Genomic DNA, 25321 nt, shown 5'->3' on the forward strand with positions numbered 1-25321 from the left:
GCCGCGCCCGCCGCGCCGGTGCGGGCACGGCGGACGCGGCGCGCGGTCAGTGCGCGTAGACCTCGAACTCGGAGATCTGCGCCGCCGGCCACCCGGTGTTGGCCGTGAACGTCAGCGTCAGCTCCCAGGCCGTCACGGCCGGGAAGGTGATCGTGACGACGTTGCCGCTCTCCGGGGCGAACAGGTGCTCGGCCGCGTCCACCAGCGGTGCGCCGTCGGCCGACACGGCGATCGTCTGCCACCGGCCGCCCCAGTTGGCGGGCAGTTTAAGCACGATCCGGCTGACCGACACCTGGTGGCCGAGGTCCAGCGTGACGGTCTGTGGGAAGGCCCCGTTGAGGCTCTCGAAGTACGTCGACTGGTCGCCGTCGACCAGGTTCGGCGGCGCGATCCACCAGCCCGCTTGCGAGCTGGACGTGATGTCGCGGCCCAGGGCCAGGTTGCCGTCCGGGTCGAACCCGATGCCCTTCAGTCCCACCACGTACGGACCGGCGGGTGAGGTGCTGTGGACGGTCAGCAGCCCCGCGTAGTTGCCCGAGGACTGCGGGGCGAAGCGCACTTGCAGTGTGCAGGTCGCGCCGACCGCGATCACGGCGCAGCCGCTGTCGACGGCGTACCCGCGCGGCGGCACGACGGCGTCGACCGTGATCGGCAGCGGGCCCGGGTTGGTGATCGCGACGGGCCGCACGGCCTCGGTGCCGATCGGCTGGAAGCCGTACTCGACCCCGGTGGCCTGGGCGATCTCCAGCTGCCCGGCCGGGGCGAAGCCGCAGCGGACGCCGTTCCAGCCGAGGTTGCCCGCGCCGCGGGTCACCGTGAAGCCGGTGGCGCAGTCGTGCACGCCCTTGTCACCCAGTCCGAACGCGACCATCTTCGTGAACGAGGCCGCGCCCGGCGACTGCAACTGCAGGGCGACGGTGCCCGCCCCGGCGACGGTCACCCGCTCCACCGACACGTTCGTGATCGACTTGCCGAAGAACTGCAGACCGGCGTACGAGCTGTCCAGCAGCGTGGTGTCACGGACCCGGACGGTCCCGGTCATCGGGGCGTCGGCGGCCCAGAACCACAGCGCGGCGATCTGCGTCGGCTCGTTGGGCACCAGGCTGCCTGCGCGCACCAGCAGATTGCCGCTGATCGTGGTGGTGCCGGCGAGCGGGCTCGCGCCGAAGCGGTTGCCGACGTGCACGCCGCCGCCCTGGGTGACGGTGTCGGCGGCGACGTTGTCGCTGACCGTGTTGTCGCGGCCGCCGTACACCGCGAAGCCGTTGGCCAGCAGCGGCACCGAGACCGTGTTACGGGTGAAGGTGTTGCCCGTGTCGGCGTTCGCGGCCGACCACATCGCCATGCCGTCGTCGCCGGTGTTGCGCACGAACAGGTTGCTCACGGTGCTGTGGCTGACCCCGTTGTGCAGGTTGAGGCCGTCGGCCCAGACGTTCTTGACGCGGCCGCCGTCGACGGTCAGGCCCTCGGACGGGCCGTCGAACCACATGCCCACCTTGACGTGCTCGACCCATACGTTGCGGATCGTCGAGTCGCTCAGCGAGCCGCCGAAGCCGCTGTCGATGGTGGCGTCGTCGCGCACCACGGTCTCGCCGAAGACGGCGAAGTCGGACAGGTGCACCGCCGTGCTCGGGTTCGGCGCGGCGTTGCCGAACACGCCGACGCCCGCGCCGCGCAGCACGGTGCGCCACGGGCCCGCGCCGCGTACCGTCACCCGGTCCACCTGGAGGTGGCGGGTCACGGCGTAGTCGCCCGGCGGGATCCACAGGCCGCGCCGCTGCTCGCGGGCGGTGTCGATCGCCGTCTGCAGCGCCTGGCCGGAGTCGGCCGCGCCGCTCGGGTCGGCCCCGAAGTCGAGCGCGTTCAGGTAGCCCGCGGGCGCGGCCGGGGCGGGGGCGACGACCTCGAAGTCGGCCAGGTCGACCACGGCGGCCGCGGTGGCCTTGAACCGCACCCGGGTCCCTGCGGGCAGCGTGCGGTTGAACATGGTGCGCGCGTCGTCGAAGTAGTGGTGCTGCCCCCGGTCGGCCGAGTCGTTGGTGTACGGGAAGTTGCCGTACACGTGCGCGTACTTCGAGGTGAGCGCCAGCCGTCCGGCGGATGTGCCGTCGGCGGTGACCATCAGCGCCGCCGTCGTGCCGTCGGGCACGGAGTAGCGCACGTCGACGGCGTTGGCGGGCTTGGCGAGGGTGAACTCGACCCACTCCCCCGCGTCGAGGGCGACCGCACGGCGGCCGGACGCCTCCGCGGCGAGCTGAGTGAACGCGCGGGTCGCGGCGAGCACGCGGCCGTCGGTGCGGGCGTGCTCGGCTTCGTACTCGGTGAACGGAACGGCCGCGCCGCGTGCGCCGTAGAGGACGGGCAGCGGCAGGGCGGTGCCGGGCAGGGTGGGCACGGTCGGGACGGCCGGACCGGCGAGCGCGGCCGTCGCGTTCGTGGCGGCCAGGACGCCGGCCGCGGCGAGCGTCGTCGCGGCCAGCAGTGCGGTGCGGAGCTTCATCAATGGCTCCTATCGGGATGATCTGCGCGGATGTGGGCGCGCTGAAGGGTTCGGGGGCATGTGAGTCGCGGCCGGCACGCGGAGCGGGCGGTGTTCGGCGGCTGTTTCGGACACGTCGCGAACGTGTCCGGAGACGTCAGCAGATTAGGGCCGCCACCGCCGCCACGTCCAGAGGTCAACGCAAAATTCAAACAAAGGTCCAGCGCGCTGCGACCGGGCCACCTTGGTGGGATTAGCTCCCCTTGTACCTGATCAGACAATGTGTTTGGCGTTTGCTCGAAGCGTGGCAGGCTGAACAACGACGCCAGATCGGGCATCACGACGGCCCGACGACGGCAGCGTTTACGCAATTAACCCGAAGAGTTGTGCAAGCCTTTGCACTGCTCGGCCGGTCCACACTGGATCTTCAAAAGGCGGATGATGGCGCAATGGCCGAGACGGTGCGCGCAGACGACGAGACGCCGCTGTGGACCCGGCGCACGGGCAGCGGCCCCCCGCTGGTGCTGTGCCACGGCGGGCCTGGACTTTGGGACTACTTCGACGCCCCGGCCGCGCTGTTCGACGACGGGTTCACCGTGGTGCGGTGGGATCAGCGCGGCTGCGGCCGGTCGCCCTCTCCGGGCCCGTACACGATCGAGCAGAGCGTCGCCGACCTGCATGCCGTCGTCCGTAGCACGGGACCCGCACCGGTCGCCGTGCTCGGCCATTCCTGGGGCGGGCTGCTGGCGCTGCGCTACGCCCTGGCCCACCCCGACCACGTCAGCCACCTGGTGTACGTGTCGGGTGTCGGCGTGGACCCGAATGCCACCTGGAAGCCCGACTTCGTGACCAACCTGCGCGCCCGGCTCGGCCCCCACCTGCCCCGCTTCGACGAGCTGGACGGCCACGAGCGCACCCCCGCGCAGGAGCGGGAGCTCGCGGTGCTGCAGTGGTCCGCCGACTTCGCCGACACTACGACGGCATTCGAGCAGGCCGAACGCTTCGCGACCCCGTTCCTCGGGATCAACCGCGACTGCCACGCCGCGCTGGGCCGGCAGACCGGCGAATACGTGGACTCGGGCGCGGCACTCGCCGCGATCGCGGACATCGGCACGCCCACGCTGATCATCGACGGCAGCCGGGACATCCGTCCCCGCCGCAGCGTGGACTCCCTGGCCCGGTCCCTGCGCAACGCACGCCGGATCAGCCTCGACGCCGGGCACCTGCCCTGGGTCGAACAGCCGGCGGCCTTCACGGCCGCGGTGCGAGACTTCCTCCGCGCCGACCGGGCAGCCCATGACGGCACAGGCGAGCGATCGGCGGAAAGGACCTGATAACAGACCTGAGCAGGCGTGCGGCTCAGTAACGTGGACGGCGTGACAGGCGACGGGATCACCCGCCGAGGGCTGCTCACCGGGGCGGGGGCCGCACTGGTCGCCACGGGGCTCGGCGGCTGCGCCAAGCGACCGGGCGCGACGACGCCCGCGGCCGCGGTCACCACGCCCGCCTCCGCGACCAGTCCCGCCCTGGACGAGGCCGCGCTGCGCAAGAAGATCGCCCGGATGATGATCGTGGGTTTCCGCGGCGCGCAGGTCGGCCCCGACGACTGGATCATGAAGGACATCACCGAACGCGGACTGGGCGGCGTCATCCTGTTCGACCGGGACCAGCTGACCGGCGAGAGCCGCAACATCGACTCCCCGCCGCAGGTCACCGCGCTGATCAAGACCCTGACCGGGGCGGCCCCGCACGGCCTGATCGTCTCCATCGACCAGGAGGGCGGCAAGATCGCTCGGCTCGGCCCGCAGAACGGCTTCCCCGCCACGAAGTCGCAGGCCGAGATCGGCGCGCTCAACTCGCCTCCGGCCACTCGGGCCTGGGCCGGGGGCATGGCGCAGACCCTGGTGCAGATCGGCGTGAACTTCAACTTCGCCCCCGTCGCCGACCTCGCGGTGAACCCGGACAACCCGGCGATCGCCCTGCTCGGCCGCAGCTTCTCGGCGAATCCCGACGTCGTGGTGTCCTGCGCGACCGACACGATCGACACCTACCGCAAGGCCGACGTGCGCACCTCGATCAAGCACTTCCCCGGGCTGGGCAGCGCCACCGGCAACACCGACTTCGAAGCCGTGGACGTGACCGACACCTGGACCCGGGCCGAGATCGTGCCGTTCCAGCGCCTGATCCAGTCCGGCACCGCCGACACCGTCATGGTCACCCACTTCCTGAACCGCAAGCTCGACCCCGACCGGCCGGTGTCGCTGTCCCATGCCGTCGTCACCGACCTGCTCCGCGGGCAGCTGGGCTGGGACGGCGTGGTGGTCACCGACGACATGCAGGCCGTCGCGATCACCAGCCGGTACGCCCGGGACGAGGCGACCACGTACGCCCTGGAGGCCGGCGTGGATCAGCTCGTCTTCTGCAACCAGGCGGTCTACGACCCGGCGATCGTCACCGAGACCGTCGAGCACGTGCTCGGGCTGGTCCGCGCCGGCAAGATCCCCGCGGCGCAGATCGACCGGTCCGTGGCCCGCATCGACGCCCTGTGGCCACCACGCTGAGCTGCCGGAATGATGTCGCGGGGCGGCCGGGGACTCCCGTGGGCAAGGACGCCATTCCGGAGCGCAACGCCACCCTGGTAGTGCCGGCGAACACCGACATCCCCGCCCAGCACGCCGCGGGCCGGATCGCCGAGGTGGTCACCCGGGTCGTCACGCCCGACAACGTGTACGACCTGGCCGCCCCGGCGCCGCAGACCACGCCGACCCCGGGGCGGTGACCGAAGCTCGGAACCGCGGTGCGCGGCGGTTCCGGACGCAGAACGTCCGCAATGGGTTCTAGGGTGCCACGAGACACTCCCCCGACCGACGAGGAGCTTCCCATGGCCGAAGTGCTGCTGTTCCACCACGCACAAGGGCTGACCGAGGGCCTGCTGGCCTTCGCCGACCGGCTGCGCCAGGCCGGGCACACCGTGCACACGCCGGACTCGTACGACGGCAACGTCTTCGCGACGCTGGACGAGGGGCTGGCCTACGCCCGCGAGACCGGGTTCGGCGAGGTCATGGAGCGGGGGGTACGGGCCGCCGACGCGCTGCCCGCCGAACTGGTCTACCTCGGCTTCTCGCTCGGCGTGATGCCCGCGCAGCGGCTGGCGCAGACCCGGCCCGGCGCTCGCGGTGCGGTGCTGCTGGAGTCCTGCGTGCCGCCGTCGGAGTTCGGCGGAACCTGGCCCGCGGCGGTGCCCGTGCAGATCCACGGCATGGACGCGGACCCGTTCTTCGCCGGCGAGGGCGACATCGACGCGGCCCGCGAGCTGGTCAAGGAGGCCGCCGACGGAGAGCTGTTCGTCTACCCGGGCGACCGGCACCTGTTCACCGACAGCTCGCTGCCGACGTACGACGCCGAGGCCGCCGCGCTCGTCACCGACCGGATCCTCGGTTTCCTGGCCCGCTGACGCGGTCACCACCCGGCCCCGCCGGGCCGCCTGCCGTGAGGTCGTCCGGCGAGCGGCCCGGCGCACCGTCGTGTCAAACCGCGTGCCAAGCGCGGGTAAGCGGAGTGACACCGGCATACCGGCCAGTGCGGGTCATCTGCCGATACGAAATCTGTGGTTGCGGGCAGAGCCCCCACGACGATCCTTTCGTGGAGGCTCTGCCCGTTATCGGTGGACAGGTTCGGCTATCTCATGGGCGCGGATCCTGCTGGATCTTGAGGGCGTTGAGGATCGGGTCCCACTCGCCCTTGTCGCGGCGAAGCTCGATCTTCAGATCGCCGCCCGCGTGCTCGACGATGACCATGTTCAGGTCCGCGGTCAGCGCACCCGCCTTGGCCTGCACGTCGTGGTCGTAGAGCACGACCTTGCCGTCGATCAGGACATCGAAGGCGCGGCTGCCGGCCTTGACCTTCTCGATCTCCGCGAAGTCCAGGGAGATCCGGTACTTCCCGGCGGGGGCGTTCTTGAACACGTAGCTGAACGTGTCGCCGGTCCGCTGGGTGCGGAACAGCGCGTCGTCCTGGGTGCCGGCGATGTCGGCCTTGGTGACCTGCACCTTGCCGCCGACGTAGCCCCACGGCCGCGAGCCGAGCCCCTGGTCGGGTGCCCACACGAAGCCGTCCGCGCCGACGTACCCGAATCCGCCGACGTCGACGCCCTTCCAGTAGGCCGAGGTCGCCAGGCGTACCGGCGTGAACTGGGCCTCGCCCTTGCCTGCGTTCGACGCCACGAGCAGGTCGCCGACGAGCACGCCGGGCGCGACGCCGGTGTTGTCGGCCGTCACCGTGACCGTCGTGGACTGGCCGACCGCGAGCTTGACCGTGCCGGTCGCGGCCGCGCCGGTGAGGGTCAGCCACGGAAGGTCGGCGGCCTCGTGCCCGCCGTCGCCGGTGCGCTTCTGCTCGCTGATCTGCACATCGAGCGGGGCCGAGCCCTTGTTGGTCACTGTCACGTCGGCCGTCGCCTTCTGCTTCGGGCCGACGAGCCAGTCGAGGTCACCGCCGGTGACGGTGGCGACGCCCGTGGTCAACGCCGTGTTGAACACCTCCGCCTGATCCTTATTCGCGATGGTCACGGAGCGGCCGGCGGTGACGTAGTTCGGCGCCGAGACCGCCACCGTGTTCTCGCCGACCAGTGCCTGGGCCTTCCAGCGGCCCAGCTCGTCGGCCGTGATGACCCGTTCCCCGCTCGGCCCGCCGAGCGTGACGATCGCACCCGCGAGCGGCTTGCCGTCGTTCGCGTCGGTGACCGTGCCCTCGATCGTGCCCGCGGCCGGGATGGCGTACTCCAGTCCCAGGCCGGCCTTCAGGACGGGCTGGTCGAAGGAGTACTGGGCCGCGGGGTTGCGGTTCAGGCTCTCCACGCCGACCGTCGCCGACGACCCGTGGGTGAGCGGGTTGTCGCCGCCGACGCCGTCGCCGTACCCGATCTGGATCCGGCCGTCCGCGATCAGGGTGACCGAGAAGCTCACGCGAGCCGTCTGGTCACTGTAGAAGGTGACGTTGCGCCACTCGACGACCTGCGCCGCCTGCCCGTCCACCTCGGTCGTGCCGAAGTAGATCCCCGCCTCGTCGTCGACGAGGAGGTCGTCCCAGAACGGGTAGACCGCGTCGATCGGGTCCGGCGACGGCAGTGCCGTGTTGTACCCCGACGTGCCGACCCGGTCGAAGGTCAGCGTGCCGTTCGTCGTCACGCACACGCCGTCCCAGGCCGTGTCGTAGAACGGGGCCAGGAAACCGGAGCCGAACCACAGCACGCCGCAGGAGTCGTCGCCGTGCCAGCTGGACTCCTCCGTGCCCTGGCGGTAGAGCCCGTCGGTCACCTTCATCGTGTACGAACGACCGGCCGGGGCCACCGGCACGGGACCCGGATCCGGCTGCTCGGGCTGGGGCTCCGGCTCCGCCGCGTCCCTGCGCGGGTCGAGCGTCACCCGCAGCGCGGCGATGGTCGGCGCCTTCAGGCCCCTCGCACCCCGCAGCTCCACGGTCAGCGCACCGCCCTCGTGCTGCACGACGGCGGTGCGCCAGTCGGCGGTGTACGGCCCCACGGCCGCGGCCGGGTCGTACGAGTACACCGCCAGCTTCCCGTCCACGACGACGTCGAACACCCGCTTGCCCCGGGCCGCGTGATCGATCTCGGCGAACCCGAGATCGATCGCGTAGGCGCCCTTGGGCGCGTTGGGGAAGCGATAGAACAGCCGCTGGTCCGCCGTGGTGCGCTGGGACTGGAACAGGGCGTCGTCCCTCGTGCCCGCGATCGGAGCCTTCGTGGAGGTGACCTTCGTCCGGCCCTCGTAGCCCCACGCCGTCTTGCCTGCGGCCTGGTCGCCGAACCAGGTGAAGCCGGATCCGTCGGTGACCTTCGAACCACCGGCGTTGACGCCGACCTGGTACTTCGTGGTCGTCAGCGTCACCGGGACGTAGGTCTTGGACTGGCGGCCGGAGTCGGACCGCACCACGATGTTCGCGCCGAGGACTCCGGGCTTGGTGCCCTTCGCGGAGATCGAGACCTTGACGGTCGCCGACTTGCCCGGGGCGAGGGTGCCACCGGTCGAGGAGAGCGACAGCCACGGCAGGTCGGTGATCAGGTCGTCCTCGACGTCGACCAGCACGACGTCGTCGGTGAGCTGGTCCGCCGCCCACAGCGCACCGGTCGCGTCGGTTTCGAGGCCGCCGCCCTGGCCCGGCTTCTGGCCGGGGAACCACCAGGCGTTCACCAGCGAGCAGTCGTCGGGGTCGACCTGCAGCAGGCGGCTGAACCGGTTCCAGGTGATGTCGGTGTACCAGATGGTGTCCGACGCCTGGTTGTAGGCCAGGCCCATCACCTCGGGCAGCGGCGGGGCGCAGAAGGACAGCAGCGCACCCGCGTTGTCGTGCGACGTCCCGGCGACGGTGCCGATCATGCCGTTGCGCCGGCCGCCGACGTAGAACACGTCCTCGGCGGGGTTGTAGGCGAGTCCGGTCAGCTGCAGCGTCGACCAGTCGCCCTTGATCTGCCGGGTCTCCTTGCCCGTCTTGCGGTCGAAGCAGTGGATGAAGCTGGCCGGGCTGTCCTCCATCTGGCACATGTCGCCGGTCCTGGTGTCGAGCGCCATGTCGAACGCCCGGTAATCCGGGTTCCACGACGCGTCGAAGACCTTCCCGGTCGGCTTGCCCGCCACCGTGAAGGCGGTGTTGGTCCGCGCCTCGTAGTCGTGGACCCAGACGTCGCCGTCGTACCCGATGCCGGTGGTCACCTTGTCCCTGCCGGGAACGGCGATCCGGGTGATGACGTCACCGCCGGAGGTCGTGCCGACCTTCGCCGCCGCCTGCGCTTCCGCCGCGCTCACCGACGTCGGCTTGCCGTCCACGTTCGACGGCTGCATGCCGCTCGCACCCGCCTTCCACGCGGCGAGGTCGATCGTGCCGGCCGCGCCCTTCCCGGTGCGCGTGGTGGCGCCGGACGCGTCGAGTTCGGGGTGGCGCGCGGCCTCGCCCAGGCTGTACGTGAGCGGGGCGGAACCGTTGTTGGTCAGCGTCAGCTCGCCCGTACCGTTCTGGCCGACGCCCAGCAGCGCTTCGAGGCCGTCGGCCTTCAGACCGGCGACGCCCGTGGTCAGCCGCGCGTCGACCTTGGCGCTCGCGTAGAGCTTGTCGAGGGAGAAGGGGTACGCCGCGGTCGTGTAGTTCGGCGCGTCGACCGTCATGGTGTAGTCGCCGACCGGGAGCTGGCGATGCACGAGGCCGGTCCCGTTGGTCGTGACCGTCTCGACGAGCCCGTCCTTGTCCGCGAACGAGACCTTGGCCCCGGCCACCGGCAGCCCGTCGTTCTTGTCGACGACGGTCGCGTCGAGGTACCCGAAGTCAGGCAGGTCGTAGGTGACGATCATGCCGTCGCGCAGCACCGGGGCGTTGTCGGAGAACCGGATGCCGTCGACGCCCGCCCAGCCCTGGATGCCGGTGACGCCGTTCGCGCCCGCGGTCACCGGGTCGTCGGTTCCGATGCCGTCGCCGTAGCCGAGGATCACCGTGCCGGAGCGGGTGAGCGTGGCCGAGAAGCTGACCGGCTCCGTGTACTCCGACCGGATGGGGTACGCCCAGAGCTTGGTGTTGCGGTACTCGACGACGAACGCGTCCTCACCGTTGACCTTGGTGGCCGCCGTGAAGACTCCGCCGCCGGGGGCGAACTCGACCGGGGACTGGATGTAGAACGGGAAGACGCCCGCACCGCCGGTGCCGGGTCCGGGTCCGCTGTCGGGGTCCGGGGAGATCACGCCGCGCAGGCCGACCCCGAGGGTGTCGTGGCTGCCGTTGTAGAGCGCGATCGGGAACGGCAGTTTCACCGTCGCCCAGACTCCGCCGTCGAACGCGACCGGGTCGGTGCCGCGCAGGTACTCCCCGTCGGAGACGGCGCAGCTGTAGCCGCCCTTGTCGACGACGAGCCCGACGGGGATCTCCCGCGACTCGTTCTGCGCGCCGACGGTCAGCGGGACCGTCGTCGGCGAGTAGCAGGCGTTGGGCTTGACGCCCAGCTGGTACTCGCCCTCGGGGACGGCGCTGATCGTGAACGCGCCGGAGGCGTCCGTGCGTACCGGCTTCAGCGGCGTGTCCTTGACGGAGACGTCGGCGTTCGGGACCGGCTGCTTCTTGTCGTCGACGACCCGGCCGCTGACGTCGTGCCGCGCGGCGGCCGTGAGCGGCAGCGTGACGGAGGTGTCCTGGCCCAGGGTGATCGTGACGTCGGCGGTCGCGGTCAGGTGGCCGAAGACCTTGGTGCTGAGCCGGTAGTCGCCGACCGGCAGGTTCGTCGTGAACCGGCCGTCGGAGTCGGTGCCGATCGACCGGCTGAACGGGCCGCTGATCGTCACCTCGGCGGCGGGGACCGGAGCGCCGTTCGCGGTGACGACACCGGTGAGGGTGCCGCCCTTGCGAGGCGCGAGCTCCAGCAGGCGGACGAGGTCGAGCCGGCCTTCGCCGTACTTGTTGTTGACCTCGGCGGTGCCGCCGCACTCGGTGTCGTCGACGTCGACGGCCGACGCGCCGAGCAGGCGGCGGGTCTCCTCGACCTGCCCGATCAGGGTCGGGTCGTAGCTCCACAGCGCCGCTACGGCGCCGGCGACGTGGGGCGCCGCCATCGAGGTGCCGGACATCTCGGTGTAGCTGTTGTTCGGGTAGGTCGAGTAGACGCCCTCGCCCGGAGCGGAGATCTCGGGCTTGATCCGGCCGCCTTCGCCCTCGCCCTTGCGGGAGAACAACGCCAGCGTCCCGTCCGACTTGGTGGCGCCGACGGAGTAGGCGCTCGCTGCGGCACCGGGAGTGGAGACGGTGTCGCAGGCCGCGTACGGCGAGGTGTTGCCCGACGACCAGACGCTGAAGATGCCCGCGGCGGTCCAGGCCTCGTCGACGGCCTGGAAGAAGTCGTGGAAGTCGTGCTCGACGTTCTGACCCCACGAGTTGTTGATGACGTGCGGGCGCTTGGACGGGTCGGGGCTGTTCCCGTTGACGTCGGTCGGGGCCAGCAGCCACCAGCCGGACCGGAGCAGCGACTCGACGCCGGAGCTGTCGCAGCAGCCGTTCGTCGCGATCCACCGCGCGTCCGGCGCGACGCCGACGTGGTCGGCTCCGTCGGCGCCGACCATGGTGCCCATGGTGTGCGTGCCGTGTCCGTTGTCGTCACACGGCGCGCCGGTGCAGGTGCCCCGGGTGGCCATCCAGTTGTAGTTGTGGTCGACGGTGCCGTCGGGCTTGGTGCCCCGGTACTGGTGCATCAGCGCGGGGTGGTCGAATTGGACGCCCGAGTCGATGTTGGACACGGTGATGCCCGCGCCGGTGCCGCCCATGGCCCATGCCTGGGGAGCGTGGATGGCGTCCAGACCCCACGTGGAGGTGCCTGCCTCGGCGGCCTTCGCGGCGGGGCGGGCAGCCCGGTCGGCCGGGCTCTCCTTCTCCACGGGCTCGACCAGCGCTACCTGCGGCGTCGCGTGGATCTCGGCGACCTGCGCCTTCGCGGCCACGTCGAGGGCGAGCTTCTCGCTGCCTCCCTTGACCAGCACGGCGTTGGCGATCGGGTAGGAGGTGTACTTGACGCCCGCCCGGTCGAGTTCGGTGGAGACGGATGCCAGGGAGTTCTTCGCCGCCGCGGTCAGCGCGTCGTAGACGAACCGACCGCGAGCGGTCCAGTCGGTGATCTTCTTCGCCGGGCCGAGGTCGGCGTCGGTGTCGAAGGTGATCCAGAAGTCGGAAGCCGGCTCCGTGCGGAAGCGGTCCGCCAGGCTCGAATCAATCTTGTTGGTGGGGCCTGGATCCGGCACGGCGGCGAACGCCGGTGCTGCCTGGATCATGCTCAGGCCCATCGCCGCGGCCAGCGAAGCCGCGAGGGCTTTGAATTTCACATGCATCCTTCGGCCTACAGGGGTTGGTAGGGGTCGTGGTTCCGGTGGTCGCCGGCACCGTCGGCGTCGCGGGCGCAGGGGTCACCGACGCACGGCTGACGGGGCGGCTCGGGTGGTGGCGGATGCTCGACGGCGGCGTCGTCACGCGCGACAGGTCGCTCAGGCATCGATCGCCCAGGGGCTATGGATCATGGAGCCATGCTCGGGGTGGCCGGGTGACCTTAGCTATCCGGCGGATACGTCAATTTTCACGACGGGTCTTCGAGGGAGTCCTCTTCGGCGAACACTCCGGCCTCCACCGCCTTGACCGCGAGCGCGGTCCGGGAGGTCACCTTCAGCTTGCGCATCGCCGCTCGCAGCTGCTGGTCCACTGTGGCCGGCGACTTGGCCAGAACCCGGCTGATCTCGCGGTTCGTCTTGCCGGCGACGACCAGTTGGACCACGTCGAGCTCCCGGGGTGAGAGCTGGTCGCCGTACCCGCGCCGGCCGCCGCGCCACAGTCGCGGCACCTCGGCGCCGTGTTCACGAAGGCGCTGCGCGACCCGGTCCGCGTCGCCGCGGGCGCCGAGCCTGAACAGTTGCTCGTACTGTGCGGCCAGCAGCTCCAGGCCCTGTTCGAGCTCGCCTTGGGCCACGAGCGCCTCGGCCCGACGCTCGCGGGCGAGCATGGCGTCATAGGGGCGCGACAACGCGCTCCAGGCGCACGCCGCTCGCTCGTATGCCGTCGCCGCGCGGGCGTGGTCCCCGGCCGCGTCGGCCAGCAGGGCACGGCACACCGCGAGCGCGGCGCGCGGCGCGGGGGCCGTACGGCCGCGCAGACCCCGGGCGAACTGGTCGCCCAGACGGGTCGCGGCGTTCAGGTCGCCCGCGGCGAGGTGCGCCTCGATCCGGGCGGGGACGAGGTCCGTCGCCCAGACCCAGATGCCCTTTCGCCGGACGGTGTCCATCGGCTCGTTCGTGATCTGCAGCGCCCGGCCGCTGTTCCCGTCCGTCAGCCACAGCCTGGCCAGCGCGGCGGCGGCCTCCATCGTGTCGTCGGCTGCGCCGAGCCGCGCGGACTCCTCCAGGACCAGCCGGAACTGCTCCTCCGCCGCGCGCCGCCGGCCGGCCGCGGCGGCCAGCCGGGCCGCGAGGCGGACGCTGCCGAGGTAGTGCGCCGGCCGGTCGCGGTCGACGTCGACGAGTGCCGCGCTCAGCTCCGCGAGGCCCTCCCACCGGCCGGTGAGCCACGCCAGGTTGGCCTGTTCGAGCCGGACGTTGTGCTGCAACCGGGACGCCTGCTCGGCCTCGGCGAGGCGCATGGCCACGGCGAGGTGTTCCTCCGCGTCGGCGTACCGGCCCCAGATCAGCGCGCCGGTCCCGACGTTGGTGTGGATGCGGGCCACGTCGAGACGCTCCGCCGAGGTCGCGCCGTCGACGGGCAGGCCGGCGACGACGTCCCAAGCCTCCTCCTCGCCGAGCATGAGCAACGCCGCAGCCCGGTTGCCGGCCAGGTTCAGCCGCTCCGCGGGAGAGTCGCACGCGGCGGTGAGTTCAGCCGCGCGATCCAGCCAGCGCCGATGGGTCGACGCCGGCCACGGCCCCGCATAGGCCCAGCCCAGATAGGTCATCGCCCGGGCCGCCTCGACCGGGTCGTGATCGAGGTTGGCCACCGCCTGCTCCAGCTCGCTGAGGGCGGCCTGCGCCTCACCCCCGGTGATCAGCAGCCGCCCCAGGGGGTTGCGGATCTCGGCCTGCTGGCGGGCGGACAGACCCGGCGTCTCCAGCACCGAGCGCAGGGTACGGATCACGCGGTGGTAGACCTCGTCGACCGGTTCGCGGCGACCCAGCGCGGCGACTCCGGCGAGCCGCGCGACCCGGGCCCGGTCCGCGGGCGGCAACACGGCCCACGCCAGCAGATCGACGAGCATGTCGACCGCCCTGGTGTGGTCGCCCGACGCCATGGCCAGCTCGGCGCCCTGCTCGGCGTACCGCGCCCAGGACTGCCGCTCGCCTGCCTCCCGGAAGTGGTGGGCGAGGCGTGCGACAGGCAGCGGGTGAATGCTCTCCAAGGCCTGGCCGGCCAGCAGGTGGAGATGTCTGCGGTCGGTCAACGGGATCGCTTCGTAGACAGCCGTGGCGGCCAGCACGTGCCGGAACCGCCACCGGCCGCGGTCGTCCGCGTCCAGGACGCCTGCGTCGGCCACCTCCGCGATGGCGGCCCGGCACGCATCGGGTGACAGGCCTGCGGTCACCGCAATCGTGGCAGCCGACGACCGCTCGGCCAACGTCGCCGCGGCTCGCAGCACCTGCTGCGCCGACGGCGACAGCCGGCTCACCCGCTCGCGGGTGGAGTCGCGCACCGTCGGCGGCATCCGCAGCTCGCGCAGCTTCAGCCGGACCCACTGCCCGTCGCGGAAGACGAGGTCGGCGCGGTCGCACATGAGGCGAACCGACTCCTCCAGCGCCAGCGGAACACCACCGGTCCGCTCGTGCAGGAACGTCGCGAACTCCTGCGAGATCGGGTTGCCGTCCAGCATCGAGGACACCAGCGCCGCGGTGTCGTCGGGCCGCATCGGCGTCAGGGCGATCCTCAGCTGGGTCACCCCGGCGGGCAACCGGGACGTCAGCCGCAGTAGCAGCGACCCGTCGGCCACCTCCTCCGGCCGGTAAGAGATCACGAGGCTCGGCCCGTCCGTCTGCTGCCGAGAGGCGACGAACAGCAGGAACTCCAAAGTCATCTCGTCGGCCCAGTGGGCGTCCTCGAGCACGAGAACGTCGACCCGCAGCGCCCGCAGCAGCTCGTCCAGGGCACGGAACAGGCGATGCCGCGCCGCCTTCGCATCGTCCAAGGGCTGCAGTGCGGGCGGCAGGTCCGCGGACCATTCCGGGAACAGGGGCCGCAGCGCACCCGCCAGCGCGGTGAGCGGCAATCCCGACACCGGGCGGTCGATCCCGAGGAACGCGTCGACGATCGGCCCCAAGGTCAGCGACTCGCGAAGGGGCGGACACACCGATACCAAGGCGGTGCGCCGGTCCGGGGCCGCCAGCCACTCCCGCAGCAGTCGGCTCTTGCCGATGCCCGCCTCGCCCTCCACCAGCACGATCGCCGGCGGCCAGGCCAACGCGCCCCGGAGCGCCGCCATCTCCCGATCACGACCCACGAAATCCGGCGTGGAAACCGTCGGTGAATTTCCGTCGTCTTCGAGCGAGGGGTCGAGCATGGGTGATGATCTCGTTTTTCGAAGCTCGGGCGCAAGACATGGCGGCGACTTCGCCTCGCGGGATGCTCCACCGGAATTCGACGAGGAGCCGGCCTGGCGGGCCGGGCTCGGCATCACCTCCGGCATCGCCGCGCTGACCGCGCAGGAGGCCGTCGACCTCAAAGCCCAGTGGACCGCCCTGCTCGCGCCGCACCTCAACCGCAGCGCGGACACGCCGCCGGACCAGCGGCACATCCGATTCTTCTTCGCCGCCACCCCGATGGGAGAAGACCGATGACCCACGCCACCCCCCAGCTCGACGTCCACTGGAACCACGGCACGCCACGTCGGGCACGCACCGTCGAACCGGCCATCCAGATCCACTGGTACGCCGGCGGCACCGCGATCATGCGTCAGAGCAAGACGGTCAACTACGAGGCCCCGTTCATGTATCTGTTCGTCGGCGACCAGCGGGCGCTGCTGCTGGACACCGGCGCCACGGCCGACCCTGACCTGTTCCCGCTGCGGGCGACCGTCGACCACATGCTCGCCCAGGCCACCGGCGACCCGGGGTACCCCCTGGTGGTCGCGCACTCGCACGGCCACGGCGACCACGTCGCCGGCGACCCGCAGTTCGCCGACCGGCCGGACACGACCGTCGTCGGCCACGACGCCGACAGCGTACGAGAATTCTTCGGGCTCGCCGACACCTGGCCGACCGGCACCGCCGACTTCGACCTCGCACGCATGTCCTCGGCTGCCACGTCGAGATGTCCGCCGAACCCGGACGCCTCTTCCCGCTCGGCGCGACCTACCACCTTGCTTCACGCCGACCGAAGCCGCGAGCATTAGCACCTGAGCGGGCACCTGCGCTCCGCGAAACTTTCTCGGAGCGGATGACAACTCCGCACATGCCGATAGCCCTCTTGTGTTGCGTACGCCGAAGACGATCGCGTACGACATCACGGGAGGAACCCATGAACCTGAACCTGAAGCGACTTTCGGTGCTCGCGGCGGCAGGCGCGGCCCTGCTCGTCGCGGCCGCCAGCCCGGCGCAGGCCGAGGAGCCGCTCTACCCGGCCGCCCTCACGCACACGCGCCTGGTGCTGGACCCGGCCGAACGCGGATACACCGGCACGATGCAGTTCACCGTCACCCACCGGGGTACGACGGCCAACCCGAACCTGAGCGTCGTCATCGAGGAGCCGACGGCCCACTCGTGGGACAGCATCAGCATCGACACGCCTTGCATGTTCAACTACGGCGAGGACCAGCGCCGGACCATCGGCTGCGGACTGGAGTCGTTCGAGCCTGGACAGACGCGGACCTACACGCTTACCTTCCACGCGTACACGCCGGTGCAGACCGTGCCGATGGTGGCCACGGGCGGCCGGCTCAGCATCGTGGACGGTATCGCCGGCACGGTGAGCAAGGTACGCGACTTCAACGCCACGTTCCGGGGCGCCAACGGCAAGCTGAAGGACCCGGTGCCCTATGTCCAGGACACCCAGACCGACATGACCCTCACCGCAGGCGGCAGCGTGACGCTCGTACGCCAGGCGGACGGCTCGTTCCTGGGCCGCCTGCCGATGACGCTGGCCTGGCATGGCGACGCGCCGAACAACGAGGTGTGGGTCGGCGTGGACGTCCCGGCCGGCTGGTACACGCCGGACACCGAGCCCAGCGCCAACGCGCCGTGCTGGACCGGCTGCTCCGCACCGGGCGGCGACTGGTTCGACGGCGAGGTGCGCTCGTTCGACATGCTCATCCACGCGCCGGAGGACACGGTGATCGGTTCGACCGGCACGATCTCCTCGACCGTGCAGAACGGCTGGGGATTCACGCCCATCACGGACGTGACGCCGGCCGACAACACGGTGACCTTCTCGTACACGGTCGCCGGCTGACCCCGAACCCGCGTCGTCTCCATCGCGAGCGCGACAAACGATCAAGGGCTGGCTCGAGAGCCAGCCCTTGATCGACTACCTTCTGACAGCACGGCTCGCGTACTGCCAGATTGGTGGGGCGGGCACAGCAGAATGCGAAATCGGTTCTGGCCGTTCAGGGTGATCCGCTGCCGGTAGAGACAGCCACGTCACGGCGAGCCGCTGCCAGGTGACCTCATCGCCGCAGGCCCGCGCTCCCGCGCGAGATCGCTGTCCCAGGCGCCTAAGGGACGGTGCCGCGGGGCACGACCCATCGGGTTTGCAGCCCGGAGACCGTGGCGATGTGCTCGAAATCGGAGTCGTAGTGGACGACCGTGGCGGCGTAGTGCTCCGCGATGGCCGCAGTGAGGATGTCCGGGCAGCCCGCAGCTCGATGCTGACTTCGCCGGGCGAGCATCGCCTGTATCTCACGTGCGCGGCGGGCGATCTCCGGTGTCGGTGGGAGGTCCACGAAGCCGGCTGCTCGCAGAGCCGCAGTGCGCGCGTACTCTTCCGGGCTGCGCGCGGAGTAGAGCACCTCGAGGTCCACGACGACACAGGTGGCGAGCAGGCCGGCCCTGCCCATGCGGGTCAGCTCCGCCCGCACCGGGTCATGCTGAACGCGCGCGATCGCGCTGGTGTCGGCCAGGTACAGCCCCGCAGGGATCGCAGTCACCGGCGGGCTGCCGCCCGGACTTCGGGGTCTGCCAAGTCGGGGCTGCCCCAGACGAACGGGTCGTCGAAGACCTCGGCGCGTCGGCGTCGTTCGGCGACGAAGGCGAGCGCCGCATTCACGGTATCGACCTTTGTCTTCGTGCCCAGTTCGCGAGCTGCCGCTTCCAGCTGGGCGTCGTCCAGATCAATCACAGTACGTGCCATGACATCAAGTATGCCTATCTTGATATCAAGATCGCAACGTACGGCGATCTTGGGCGACCGGCTCGAACCCTCGCCGCGTCCATCCGGCCCACAGGATCGCCGCCTCGGCATGGCCGGACGCCACCACGCCGGTCAGCTCAGGCCCAGATCCGAATGGCCTCGACGGAGAGTTCTGCCAGCGATCGGGCACCAGACTCCGGGTCCGCATCGCTCACGGGGGCTCCGACCGGCAAGGACGGCCGCAGGGCCTGCGCTCGGTGAAGGTGCTCGTGCCCTGAGCAGCGCGGCTTCGCGGTGGCGCGGTGGTGACGCTCGAGTATGGTGGCGCCGTGCTGATGAGAAGCAGGGAGTCCGCGGGTGACGGTGACATCTGAGGGGACGCTCGACACGACGCCGCTCACCGTCTGCTCCACCCGCCCCGAGATGCGGCAGTTCACCGCTCGGTTCCTCGGGCACCGCTCGCGGTGGAACGTCGGGGTCGGCCTGATCGTCCTCTACGCAGTCACGACAGCCGTCGTCGCTGCCCTCGTCTTCGCAGCCCTGGCGCTCTACGCATTGAGCGCGGACGCGCCGGAGGACCCGCTGCGAGGCCGAGCCCTGCTACTGTCGATCGGCACGGCCGCCTGCCTCGTCGCCGCGGTGTTCAGCTGGGTCGCCCACGTACGGAGGGGCGAGCGGGAGGAGCTGTTCAGGCTGCACCGGTTCGCCGCCGCGAACGGGCTCGACTTCACGCCCGAGGTCAGGGAGCCGGACCTGCCGGGGCTCGTCTTCCAGCGCGGCACCCTGCGTCGCGCTTCGGCGCGGCTGCGCCGCTCCGGACCTCGTCCGCTGGAGGTCGCAAACCACCGCGCCTGGATTCAGAAGGGCCGCGCGGGCGAGTCGCTCCACTGGTCCTACTTCGCCCTCACGCTGGGCCGACGGATGCCGCGGATCGTGCTCGAAGCCCGCTCCGGCGGACGGCGGCTCGGATCGAGCCTGCCCGCCCAGCCCGCGACGGGGCGCGCGCTGCTGGGCGGCCCGTTCGCGGACACGTTCCGGCTGCACTGCCCGGCGGAGGCGGAGGGCTGGGCCGGTGCGCTGTTCACGCCGGAGATCGTCGCCAGGTTCGTCGGGCCAGGGCAGACGGTCTTCGACGTGGAGGTCGTCGAGGACCGCCTCTTCGTGTACTCCCACGTCCGGCTGCTGTCCTGCGCCGATCCCCGGACCTGGAGGTGGATGAGCGAGACCGCGGATGCGCTGTACGCACGGCTTGCGGAGCTGGACGACTCCGCCGTCGCGGCTGACTCCGGCCCGGCGGGCGGCGCGGACGTGTCAGCCGAAGGGCTGATCGGTCTCGCGCCGCCATACGCTCCGCTGCGGCGCCCGTTTCCAGCCGTCGTCCTCGTCCCGCTGCTGCTCCTGGTCGGCGTCTGGGTCGTCGCTTTCGCTGGGTAGTGGCGAGGCCGGTCGGCCTGCGTAGGCCTCGCGGCGGCGGCCCGCGTCGCGCGCGGAAGGATCGGCTGAAAAGATCTCTCGGACCCTGGCAACCATTCGTCGACCAGCGGTTGTTGGTCGGTCGAGGAGGTCGATGGGGATTTCGACGTGTACGCGGTCGGCGACGACTGGGCAAACTGGTCGCCGAGCTCGCCGGCCCGTGGACCGCCCAGCAGCAGTCACGGCTGCGCGAACGCCGCGGCCTGTGGGCGCATGTGGTGGCATCGGAGCTTACGTGATCTACCGGCCGGTACTGATCCCGCTGGCGGCTCAGCCCAGCGCCGGCATGAGCGCGGCCAGCGCCCGCTGGGAGACCTGTTCCACGGTCCCTGCCGCGTCGATCTGGGCCAGGAGGCCGCAGGTGTGGTAGTGGTCGGCCAGCGGTGCGGTCTGCGTGGCGTACACCTGCAGCCGGTGGGCGATCGTAGCCGGCTCGTCGTCGGCACGCTGGTAGAGCTCGCCACCGCACGTGCCGCAGCGCCCGCAGGTCGGCGGGCGGTGGACGAGGTGCCACACCGCCGCGCATGCGCGGCAGGTACGCCGCCCGGACATCCGCTGGGTGACCTCGGCGGTGTCGACGTGGAATTCGAGCACGGCGTCCAGCCGCCGCCCGTCGTGGTCGAGCATCTCGTCCAGCAGTCGGGCCTGCGTGAGAGTGCGCGGGAAGCCGTCGAGGATGAACCCGGGACAGGTGTCGGGCTCTGCGAGTCTGGCAGTCACCATGCCGACGGTCACCTCGTCGGGTACGAGGGTTCCGGCGTCGAGGTGGGACTTCGCCAGCAGGCCCAGCGTTGTCTCGGTCGACACGTGGGCACGGAAGAGGTCCCCGGTCGAGATCTTCGGCACGGAGAGGCCGGTGGCCAGCAGGTCGGCCTGGGTTCCCTTGCCCGCGCCGGGCGGGCCGAGCAGTACGAGCTTCACTCACTCACCTGGACAGCAGTCGTTGGTTGCGGTTACAGGCGATTTTTGGGGCCGCGACGGCCTGCGGACAATGATCAGGATCACCCGCAGGACTTAATCACTTGCGAAGAATGGCAAGTCGTGACATTGCCCGCCGTATGTGGTTGACTGCCCGCGTCCAACGAGACTCGACCGCGGTCGTCACCGTGCAGTGTCTGTTCGCCCCAGGCCCCGCCGGAGCGCGGCCAGAGCCGACGGTGTACCGGCCGGAGCATTGTCGAGCTCCGCGCTCGCCGCAGAATGGTCATGATTCGAACGATCCGGGCATGCGAGCACTTCGAACCCGAGCCATCCATCGACCTGATACGATCTAACCAGCTGCTAAGATTAGCAAGCTGCTAGGCTGTCAGTGAGAGGCCAGGCATGGCGCCCAAGCCGGCGCGACGAGTCGCATCTGATCACTGGCCGGGCCTGCCGCCTGCCAAGACCTGCGCCGGTCCGGCTCGACCTCAAGCCGCCCCGGCGCATCGACAACGGCGTCGGGCACCGGGGTCCAAGCCGGCGACACGGGCGCATGGCTTGCCAGCCGAAGTCCAGCGGCTTCAGGTCTGGCCGATCGCCCGGGTCAGGTCGCTGCCGTGAAGCAGGCGCCCCCGCGGGGCAGGCGAACCGGTAGACGGTCGCCGCGACGTCCTCACTGCGCCGGAAATGTGGCTCGGCACCGGCATCGCCGCTCACGGCAATTGTCCTTGCCACATGTGCCTGACGGGTCGCTTCACGGCCGCGAGCGCTTTTTTGCGCCCGCCCAGCCGCATGTCGCAGCCCCCGGGCCTGGCCGTGGCGGTGGGCGAGCTTCGATGATGGGCCGGGCGTGTCAGGCGAGCACGAGAGAAGGAAACCTCGCCCGACACGCCCGCCCGGTCAAGGGGTGCTGCGGTTAGGGCTGGCCGACTGGTTCGGCTGCGCGCAGGTCGTCCAGCAGCCCGACCTGGTTGGCCAGGACCTCGGTGAGGATGCGCCGCGCGACGGCCAGCAGTTCGGCCACCTGCGGGCTGACCAGGGAGTAGTAGACCGTCGAGCCTTCCCTGCGGGCCACGACGAGGTTCATCTTGCGCAGGACGGCCAGCTGCTGGGACAGGTGCGCCGATTCGAGACCGACCTCGGGCAGCATCTCCCCGACCGAATGCTCCCGGACGGACAGCAACTCCAGGACACGGATGCGGGCCGGGTGGGCCAGGGCTTTGAAGAACTCCGCTTTGGCCTGATACAGCGGTTTGCTCACCGGTCCACCCCCTTCGTCGCAAGACACCGTACCCGCCCAGACGTGCGTTCGACGTCTGGGCGGCCCGGCTGGCCGTCGTGTGACATTTTCGCGTCACCACCCCAGACTACACGACATAGCAAGTTGCTAAAGTTAGCAATTAGTAGAGGGCGGTGTCGTGGTGCCGTCCTCGCGCAGAAAGGCACGTGATCGATGACTGTGGCAACGACGCCCGGCCTGGCCCCCGCCCCGACCACCCATCCGCGGCTGCTGGCGTGGGTGGCCGAGGTGGCCGCGCTGACCACACCCGCCGAGGTGGTGTGGTGCGACGGCTCCGACGAGGAATGGCAGCGCCTGACCGGGCGGCTCGTCGACGCCGGCACCCTGGTGCGGCTGAACCCCGAGCACAGGCCGAACTCGTTCTGGGCCCGCACCGACCCCTCGGACGTTGCCCGGGTCGAGGAGCGCACCTTCATCTGCTCGGTCGATGCCGACGATGCCGGCCCGACCAACAACTGGATGGCCCCGGCCGAGATGAAGCAGCTCATGACCGGCCTGTACCGGGGCAGCATGGCCGGTCGGCCGATGTACGTAGTCCCGTTCTGCATGGGCCCTCTGGACGCCGAGGACCCGAAGTTCGGGGTGGAGATCACCGACTCGGCGTATGTCGCGGCCAGCATGAAGATCATGACCCGGATGGGTATCCCGGTCCTCGACGTCATGGGTGAAGACGCCGAGTTCGTGCCCGCGCTGCACTCGGTCGGTGCACCCCTGGCACCCGGCCAGGCGGATGTGATGTGGCCGTGCAACGACACCAAGTACATCGCCCACTTCCCCGACACCCGCGAGATCTGGTCGTACGGGTCGGGCTACGGCGGCAACTCGCTGCTGGGCAAGAAGTGCTACAGCTTGCGCATCGCCAGCGTGATGGCACGCGACGAGGGTTGGCTGGCCGAGCACATGCTGATCCTGAAGCTCACCAGCCCGCAGCAGGTGGTGCACTACGTCGCGGCGGCGTTCCCGTCGGCGTGCGGCAAGACCAACCTGGCCATGCTGGAGCCGACCATCGACGGCTGGAAGGTCGAGACCCTGGGCGACGACATCGCCTGGATGCGCTTCGGCGAGGACGGGCGCCTGTACGCGGTCAACCCCGAATACGGATTCTTCGGCGTCGCCCCCGGCACGGACTACTCGACGAACCCGAACGCGATGCGGACCCTGGCCCGGGGCAACTCGCTGTTCACCAACGTCGCGCTCACCCACGACGGCGACGTGTGGTGGGAGGGCATGGGCACCCCGCCGCAGCATCTGACCGACTGGCACGGCAACGACTGGACCCCCGACACCGGCAAGCCCTCCAGCCACCCCAACTCGCGGTTCTGCACCCCGATCAGCCAGTGCCCGATCCTGGCACCGGAGTACGACGACCCACGCGGGGTGCCGATCTCGGCGATCCTGTTCGGCGGCCGCCGCAAGACCACCGTGCCCCTCGTGACGCAGTCGCGGGACTGGAACCACGGCGTGTTCATGGGCGCGACCCTGTCCTCGGAGACCACCGCCGCCGCGGTCGGGCAGGTCGGCGTCGTGCGCCGCGACCCGATGGCGATGCTGCCGTTCATCGGCTACCACGCCGCCGACTACCTCAACCACTGGCTGACCATCGGCAAGGACGCCGACCCCGACAAGCTGCCGAAGATCTTCCAGGTGAACTGGTTCCGCCGCGGCGAGGACGGCCGGTTCCTGTGGCCCGGCTACGGCGAGAACTCCCGCGTCCTCAAGTGGGTCGTCGAACGCCTCGAAGGCACCGCCGACGCCGTCGACACCCCGATCGGCATGGTCCCCTACCCAGCGGCGATCGACACCGACGGCCTCGACCTGGCCGACGAGGACCTAGTCGAGGCGCTGCGCGTCGACCCCCTCGAGTGGGCAGTGGAGGTCCCGCAAATCACCGAATGGTTCCACGGCTTCGGGCACAAACTGCCCGGCACGCTATGGGTCGAACTCGACGAGCTGAAGGCAAGGCTGCGTTAACCGCAACATCCCATGATCGTGGCGTGGCCCGTCGAACCCCTCCTCCTTCCCCGAGCGGCGGGCCACGCCACCAACCCGACACCCGTGAAGGAGCACACCCGGTGACCGTGACCCGCACCGAACTGGCCGACCACATCGAAACCGCGTTCACCGCCGGACCCGCCACCCGCGACCGGCTCCTCGCCTTCGCCGCGGGCAGTCACGCCCGGCCCGAGGTCATCGAGGTGATCCGGACCCTGCCCGAGCGCTCCTATCCGGCCATGCGTGACCTGTGGACCGACCTGACCCACATCCCTATCGGCGACTGACCCGGCCCTGGTGCCGTGCCACGAGCACGGCACCAGGGCGTAGATGGAGGCGGCCATGGCGTCCTCAGGTTGGCAGCCCGTGCCCCGGCAGGGTGGTGTCCGCGTCGAGGTGTGTACCCGCGGCGAGGTCGATCCCGGCTTCGCCGACCTCACCCGGCAGGCGGTCGCGGCCGTGGTCGCCGCCGACGCCAACGCAGCCGGACCGGTCCGGCTGCGCATCACCGCCGGCGACTGCGCACCCGGGCCGACCCTGATCCAGGTCAACCTGCAGGTCCGCGGGGAACCCGTCCGCATCCAGATCTCCGCCCGCAGCCCCTACGCCGCCGCAACGGCAGCCTTCGACCGGCTGGAACGCCAGATCCACCGCCTGGCGCGCAGCATGGACTCGGCCACAACGCCGCTGCCGTTCCGGCGCAGACTCGCAATGCCCGGCGAAGGCGCCATCGCCCGGCTCAAAGCGGTGCGGCTGCAGACGGCCACCGCTGCACAAGCGGCGATGCGGTTGTCTGCCATGGACTACGAGGCACACCTGTTCACCGAGGCCGACACCGGCGCCGACGCCGTCATCTACCGCAGCGGATACGACCAGCTGCGGATGACCCGGCAGGCCACGGCATCGTCGAGCCGGATCCCGGCGGCGGTCCAGGTCGACGCCCGGCCCGCATCCGTGCTCGGCCCCGCCGAGGCCGCGCACCGGCTCGCCACCAACGCGGTGCCGTTCATCTTCTACACCGACCGCGGCACCGGCCGCGGCAATCTGCTCTACCGCCGCCACGACGGGGACCTGGGCCTGATCAGCCCCATGACACCGGACGCATCGCCGCAGCCGCCATCGGCCGTAGGCGCACAGGCCGACGCTGCGGCCGCGGCAGGTCACTGCGGATCGCAGCCGTCACACGACGCTGTCGGCATGCTGCTGGAGATCGCGAACAGCCGCACCGCCAACGCCCGCAACAGCACCGCGGCTCCGGCGTGATCCCCGCAGTGATGCATCGCGTCGGCCCGGGCCGCGATCGCCGA

General features: G+C 70.7%; 18 protein-coding genes. 11 read left to right on the top strand and 7 right to left on the bottom strand.

The window, feature by feature from the left end; translation table 11 throughout:
- Positions 1-46 precede the first annotated feature (46 nt).
- Positions 47-2500 (bottom strand): glycosyl hydrolase family 28-related protein, encoded by a 2454-nt coding sequence (locus ACFQO7_RS06705; protein ID WP_376805600.1) that lies wholly within the window; start codon positions 2498-2500, stop codon positions 47-49.
- A gap of 428 nt (positions 2501-2928) precedes the next feature.
- On the opposite strand from ACFQO7_RS06705, the gene ACFQO7_RS06710 reads away from it, so the two are divergent.
- The 4 genes from ACFQO7_RS06710 (at position 2929) to ACFQO7_RS06725 (ending at position 5933) form a co-directional block, all read left to right on the top strand.
- A complete protein-coding gene (locus ACFQO7_RS06710) occupies positions 2929-3813 on the top strand; it encodes an alpha/beta fold hydrolase (protein ID WP_376805601.1) in 885 nt (294 codons plus the stop codon).
- A gap of 42 nt (positions 3814-3855) precedes the next feature.
- Positions 3856-5040, top strand: a complete 1185-nt coding sequence (locus tag ACFQO7_RS06715; protein WP_376805602.1) for a glycoside hydrolase family 3 N-terminal domain-containing protein — start codon at positions 3856-3858, stop codon at positions 5038-5040.
- Between the two features lie 38 nt (positions 5041-5078).
- The gene (locus ACFQO7_RS06720) at positions 5079-5258 is read left to right on the top strand and encodes a hypothetical protein (protein WP_376805603.1); all 180 of its coding nucleotides are present in this window, start codon (positions 5079-5081) and stop codon (positions 5256-5258) included.
- Positions 5259-5360: 102 nt separating this feature from the next.
- Entirely contained in the window at positions 5361-5933 is a 573-nt protein-coding gene (locus ACFQO7_RS06725; RefSeq protein WP_376805604.1) for a dienelactone hydrolase family protein, read from the top strand.
- A gap of 229 nt (positions 5934-6162) precedes the next feature.
- On the opposite strand, the gene ACFQO7_RS06730 is transcribed toward ACFQO7_RS06725, so the two are convergent.
- Both ACFQO7_RS06730 and ACFQO7_RS06735 read right to left on the bottom strand, forming a co-directional pair.
- A complete protein-coding gene (locus tag ACFQO7_RS06730; protein ID WP_376805605.1) occupies positions 6163-12342 on the bottom strand; it encodes a S8 family serine peptidase in 6180 nt (2059 codons plus the stop codon).
- Positions 12343-12590: 248 nt separating this feature from the next.
- Positions 12591-15545, bottom strand: coding sequence for a helix-turn-helix transcriptional regulator (locus ACFQO7_RS06735; protein ID WP_376805606.1), 2955 nt, complete (start codon positions 15543-15545; stop codon positions 12591-12593).
- On the opposite strand from ACFQO7_RS06735, the gene ACFQO7_RS06740 reads away from it, so the two are divergent.
- From ACFQO7_RS06740 to ACFQO7_RS06750, 3 genes are all read left to right on the top strand, one after another.
- On the top strand, positions 15544-15822 hold the full coding sequence (locus tag ACFQO7_RS06740; RefSeq protein ID WP_376805607.1) for a hypothetical protein: 279 nt from the start codon (positions 15544-15546) through the stop codon (positions 15820-15822). The two genes, ACFQO7_RS06735 and ACFQO7_RS06740, sit on opposite strands and share 2 nt — an antisense overlap.
- Positions 15819-16376, top strand: coding sequence for an MBL fold metallo-hydrolase (locus ACFQO7_RS06745; protein ID WP_376805608.1), 558 nt, complete (start codon positions 15819-15821; stop codon positions 16374-16376). Before ACFQO7_RS06740 ends, ACFQO7_RS06745 begins: the two co-directional genes overlap by 4 nt.
- A 125-nt stretch (positions 16377-16501) precedes the next feature.
- The gene (locus ACFQO7_RS06750) at positions 16502-17431 is read left to right on the top strand and encodes a hypothetical protein (protein WP_376805609.1); all 930 of its coding nucleotides are present in this window, start codon (positions 16502-16504) and stop codon (positions 17429-17431) included.
- Positions 17432-17693: 262 nt separating this feature from the next.
- On the opposite strand, the gene ACFQO7_RS06755 is transcribed toward ACFQO7_RS06750, so the two are convergent.
- A complete protein-coding gene (locus ACFQO7_RS06755; protein WP_360538331.1) occupies positions 17694-18125 on the bottom strand; it encodes a PIN domain nuclease in 432 nt (143 codons plus the stop codon).
- Positions 18122-18328: a type II toxin-antitoxin system VapB family antitoxin gene (locus ACFQO7_RS06760; RefSeq protein ID WP_360538333.1), complete on the bottom strand. Its 207-nt coding sequence runs from the start codon at positions 18326-18328 to the stop codon at positions 18122-18124. The genes ACFQO7_RS06755 and ACFQO7_RS06760 overlap by 4 nt, the downstream gene beginning before the upstream one ends.
- Positions 18329-18685: 357 nt before the next feature.
- Here ACFQO7_RS06760 and ACFQO7_RS06765 point away from each other — a divergent pair, with 357 nt between their 5' ends.
- Entirely contained in the window at positions 18686-19762 is a 1077-nt protein-coding gene (locus ACFQO7_RS06765; RefSeq protein ID WP_376805610.1) for a hypothetical protein, read from the top strand.
- 309 nt (positions 19763-20071) lie between these two features.
- Here the strand turns inward: ACFQO7_RS06765 and ACFQO7_RS06770 are convergent, their stop codons facing one another.
- Both ACFQO7_RS06770 and ACFQO7_RS06775 read right to left on the bottom strand, forming a co-directional pair.
- Positions 20072-20722 carry an adenylate kinase gene (locus tag ACFQO7_RS06770; RefSeq protein ID WP_376805611.1) on the bottom strand — a complete coding sequence of 217 codons (651 nt, stop codon included), beginning with the start codon at positions 20720-20722 and terminating at the stop codon, positions 20072-20074.
- Positions 20723-21638: 916 nt separating this feature from the next.
- Positions 21639-21983, bottom strand: coding sequence for an ArsR/SmtB family transcription factor (locus tag ACFQO7_RS06775; protein ID WP_376805612.1), 345 nt, complete (start codon positions 21981-21983; stop codon positions 21639-21641).
- A 192-nt stretch (positions 21984-22175) separates the two neighbouring features.
- On the opposite strand from ACFQO7_RS06775, the gene ACFQO7_RS06780 reads away from it, so the two are divergent.
- The 3 genes from ACFQO7_RS06780 to ACFQO7_RS06790 all read left to right on the top strand — a co-directional run bounded on the left by ACFQO7_RS06780 (position 22176) and on the right by ACFQO7_RS06790 (position 25277).
- Entirely contained in the window at positions 22176-23993 is a 1818-nt protein-coding gene (locus ACFQO7_RS06780) for a phosphoenolpyruvate carboxykinase (GTP) (protein ID WP_376805613.1), read from the top strand.
- Between the two features lie 101 nt (positions 23994-24094).
- On the top strand, positions 24095-24301 hold the full coding sequence (locus ACFQO7_RS06785) for a DUF2795 domain-containing protein (RefSeq protein ID WP_376805614.1): 207 nt from the start codon (positions 24095-24097) through the stop codon (positions 24299-24301).
- A 55-nt stretch (positions 24302-24356) separates the two neighbouring features.
- Positions 24357-25277 (top strand): sigma 54 modulation/S30EA ribosomal C-terminal domain-containing protein, encoded by a 921-nt coding sequence (locus ACFQO7_RS06790; RefSeq protein WP_376805615.1) that lies wholly within the window; start codon positions 24357-24359, stop codon positions 25275-25277.
- Positions 25278-25321: the final 44 nt, after the last annotated feature.

Origin of the sequence: Catellatospora aurea (genome assembly GCF_042663325.1) — a bacterium.
In the GTDB taxonomy this organism is placed as follows: Bacteria; Actinomycetota; Actinomycetes; order Mycobacteriales; family Micromonosporaceae; genus Catellatospora; species Catellatospora aurea.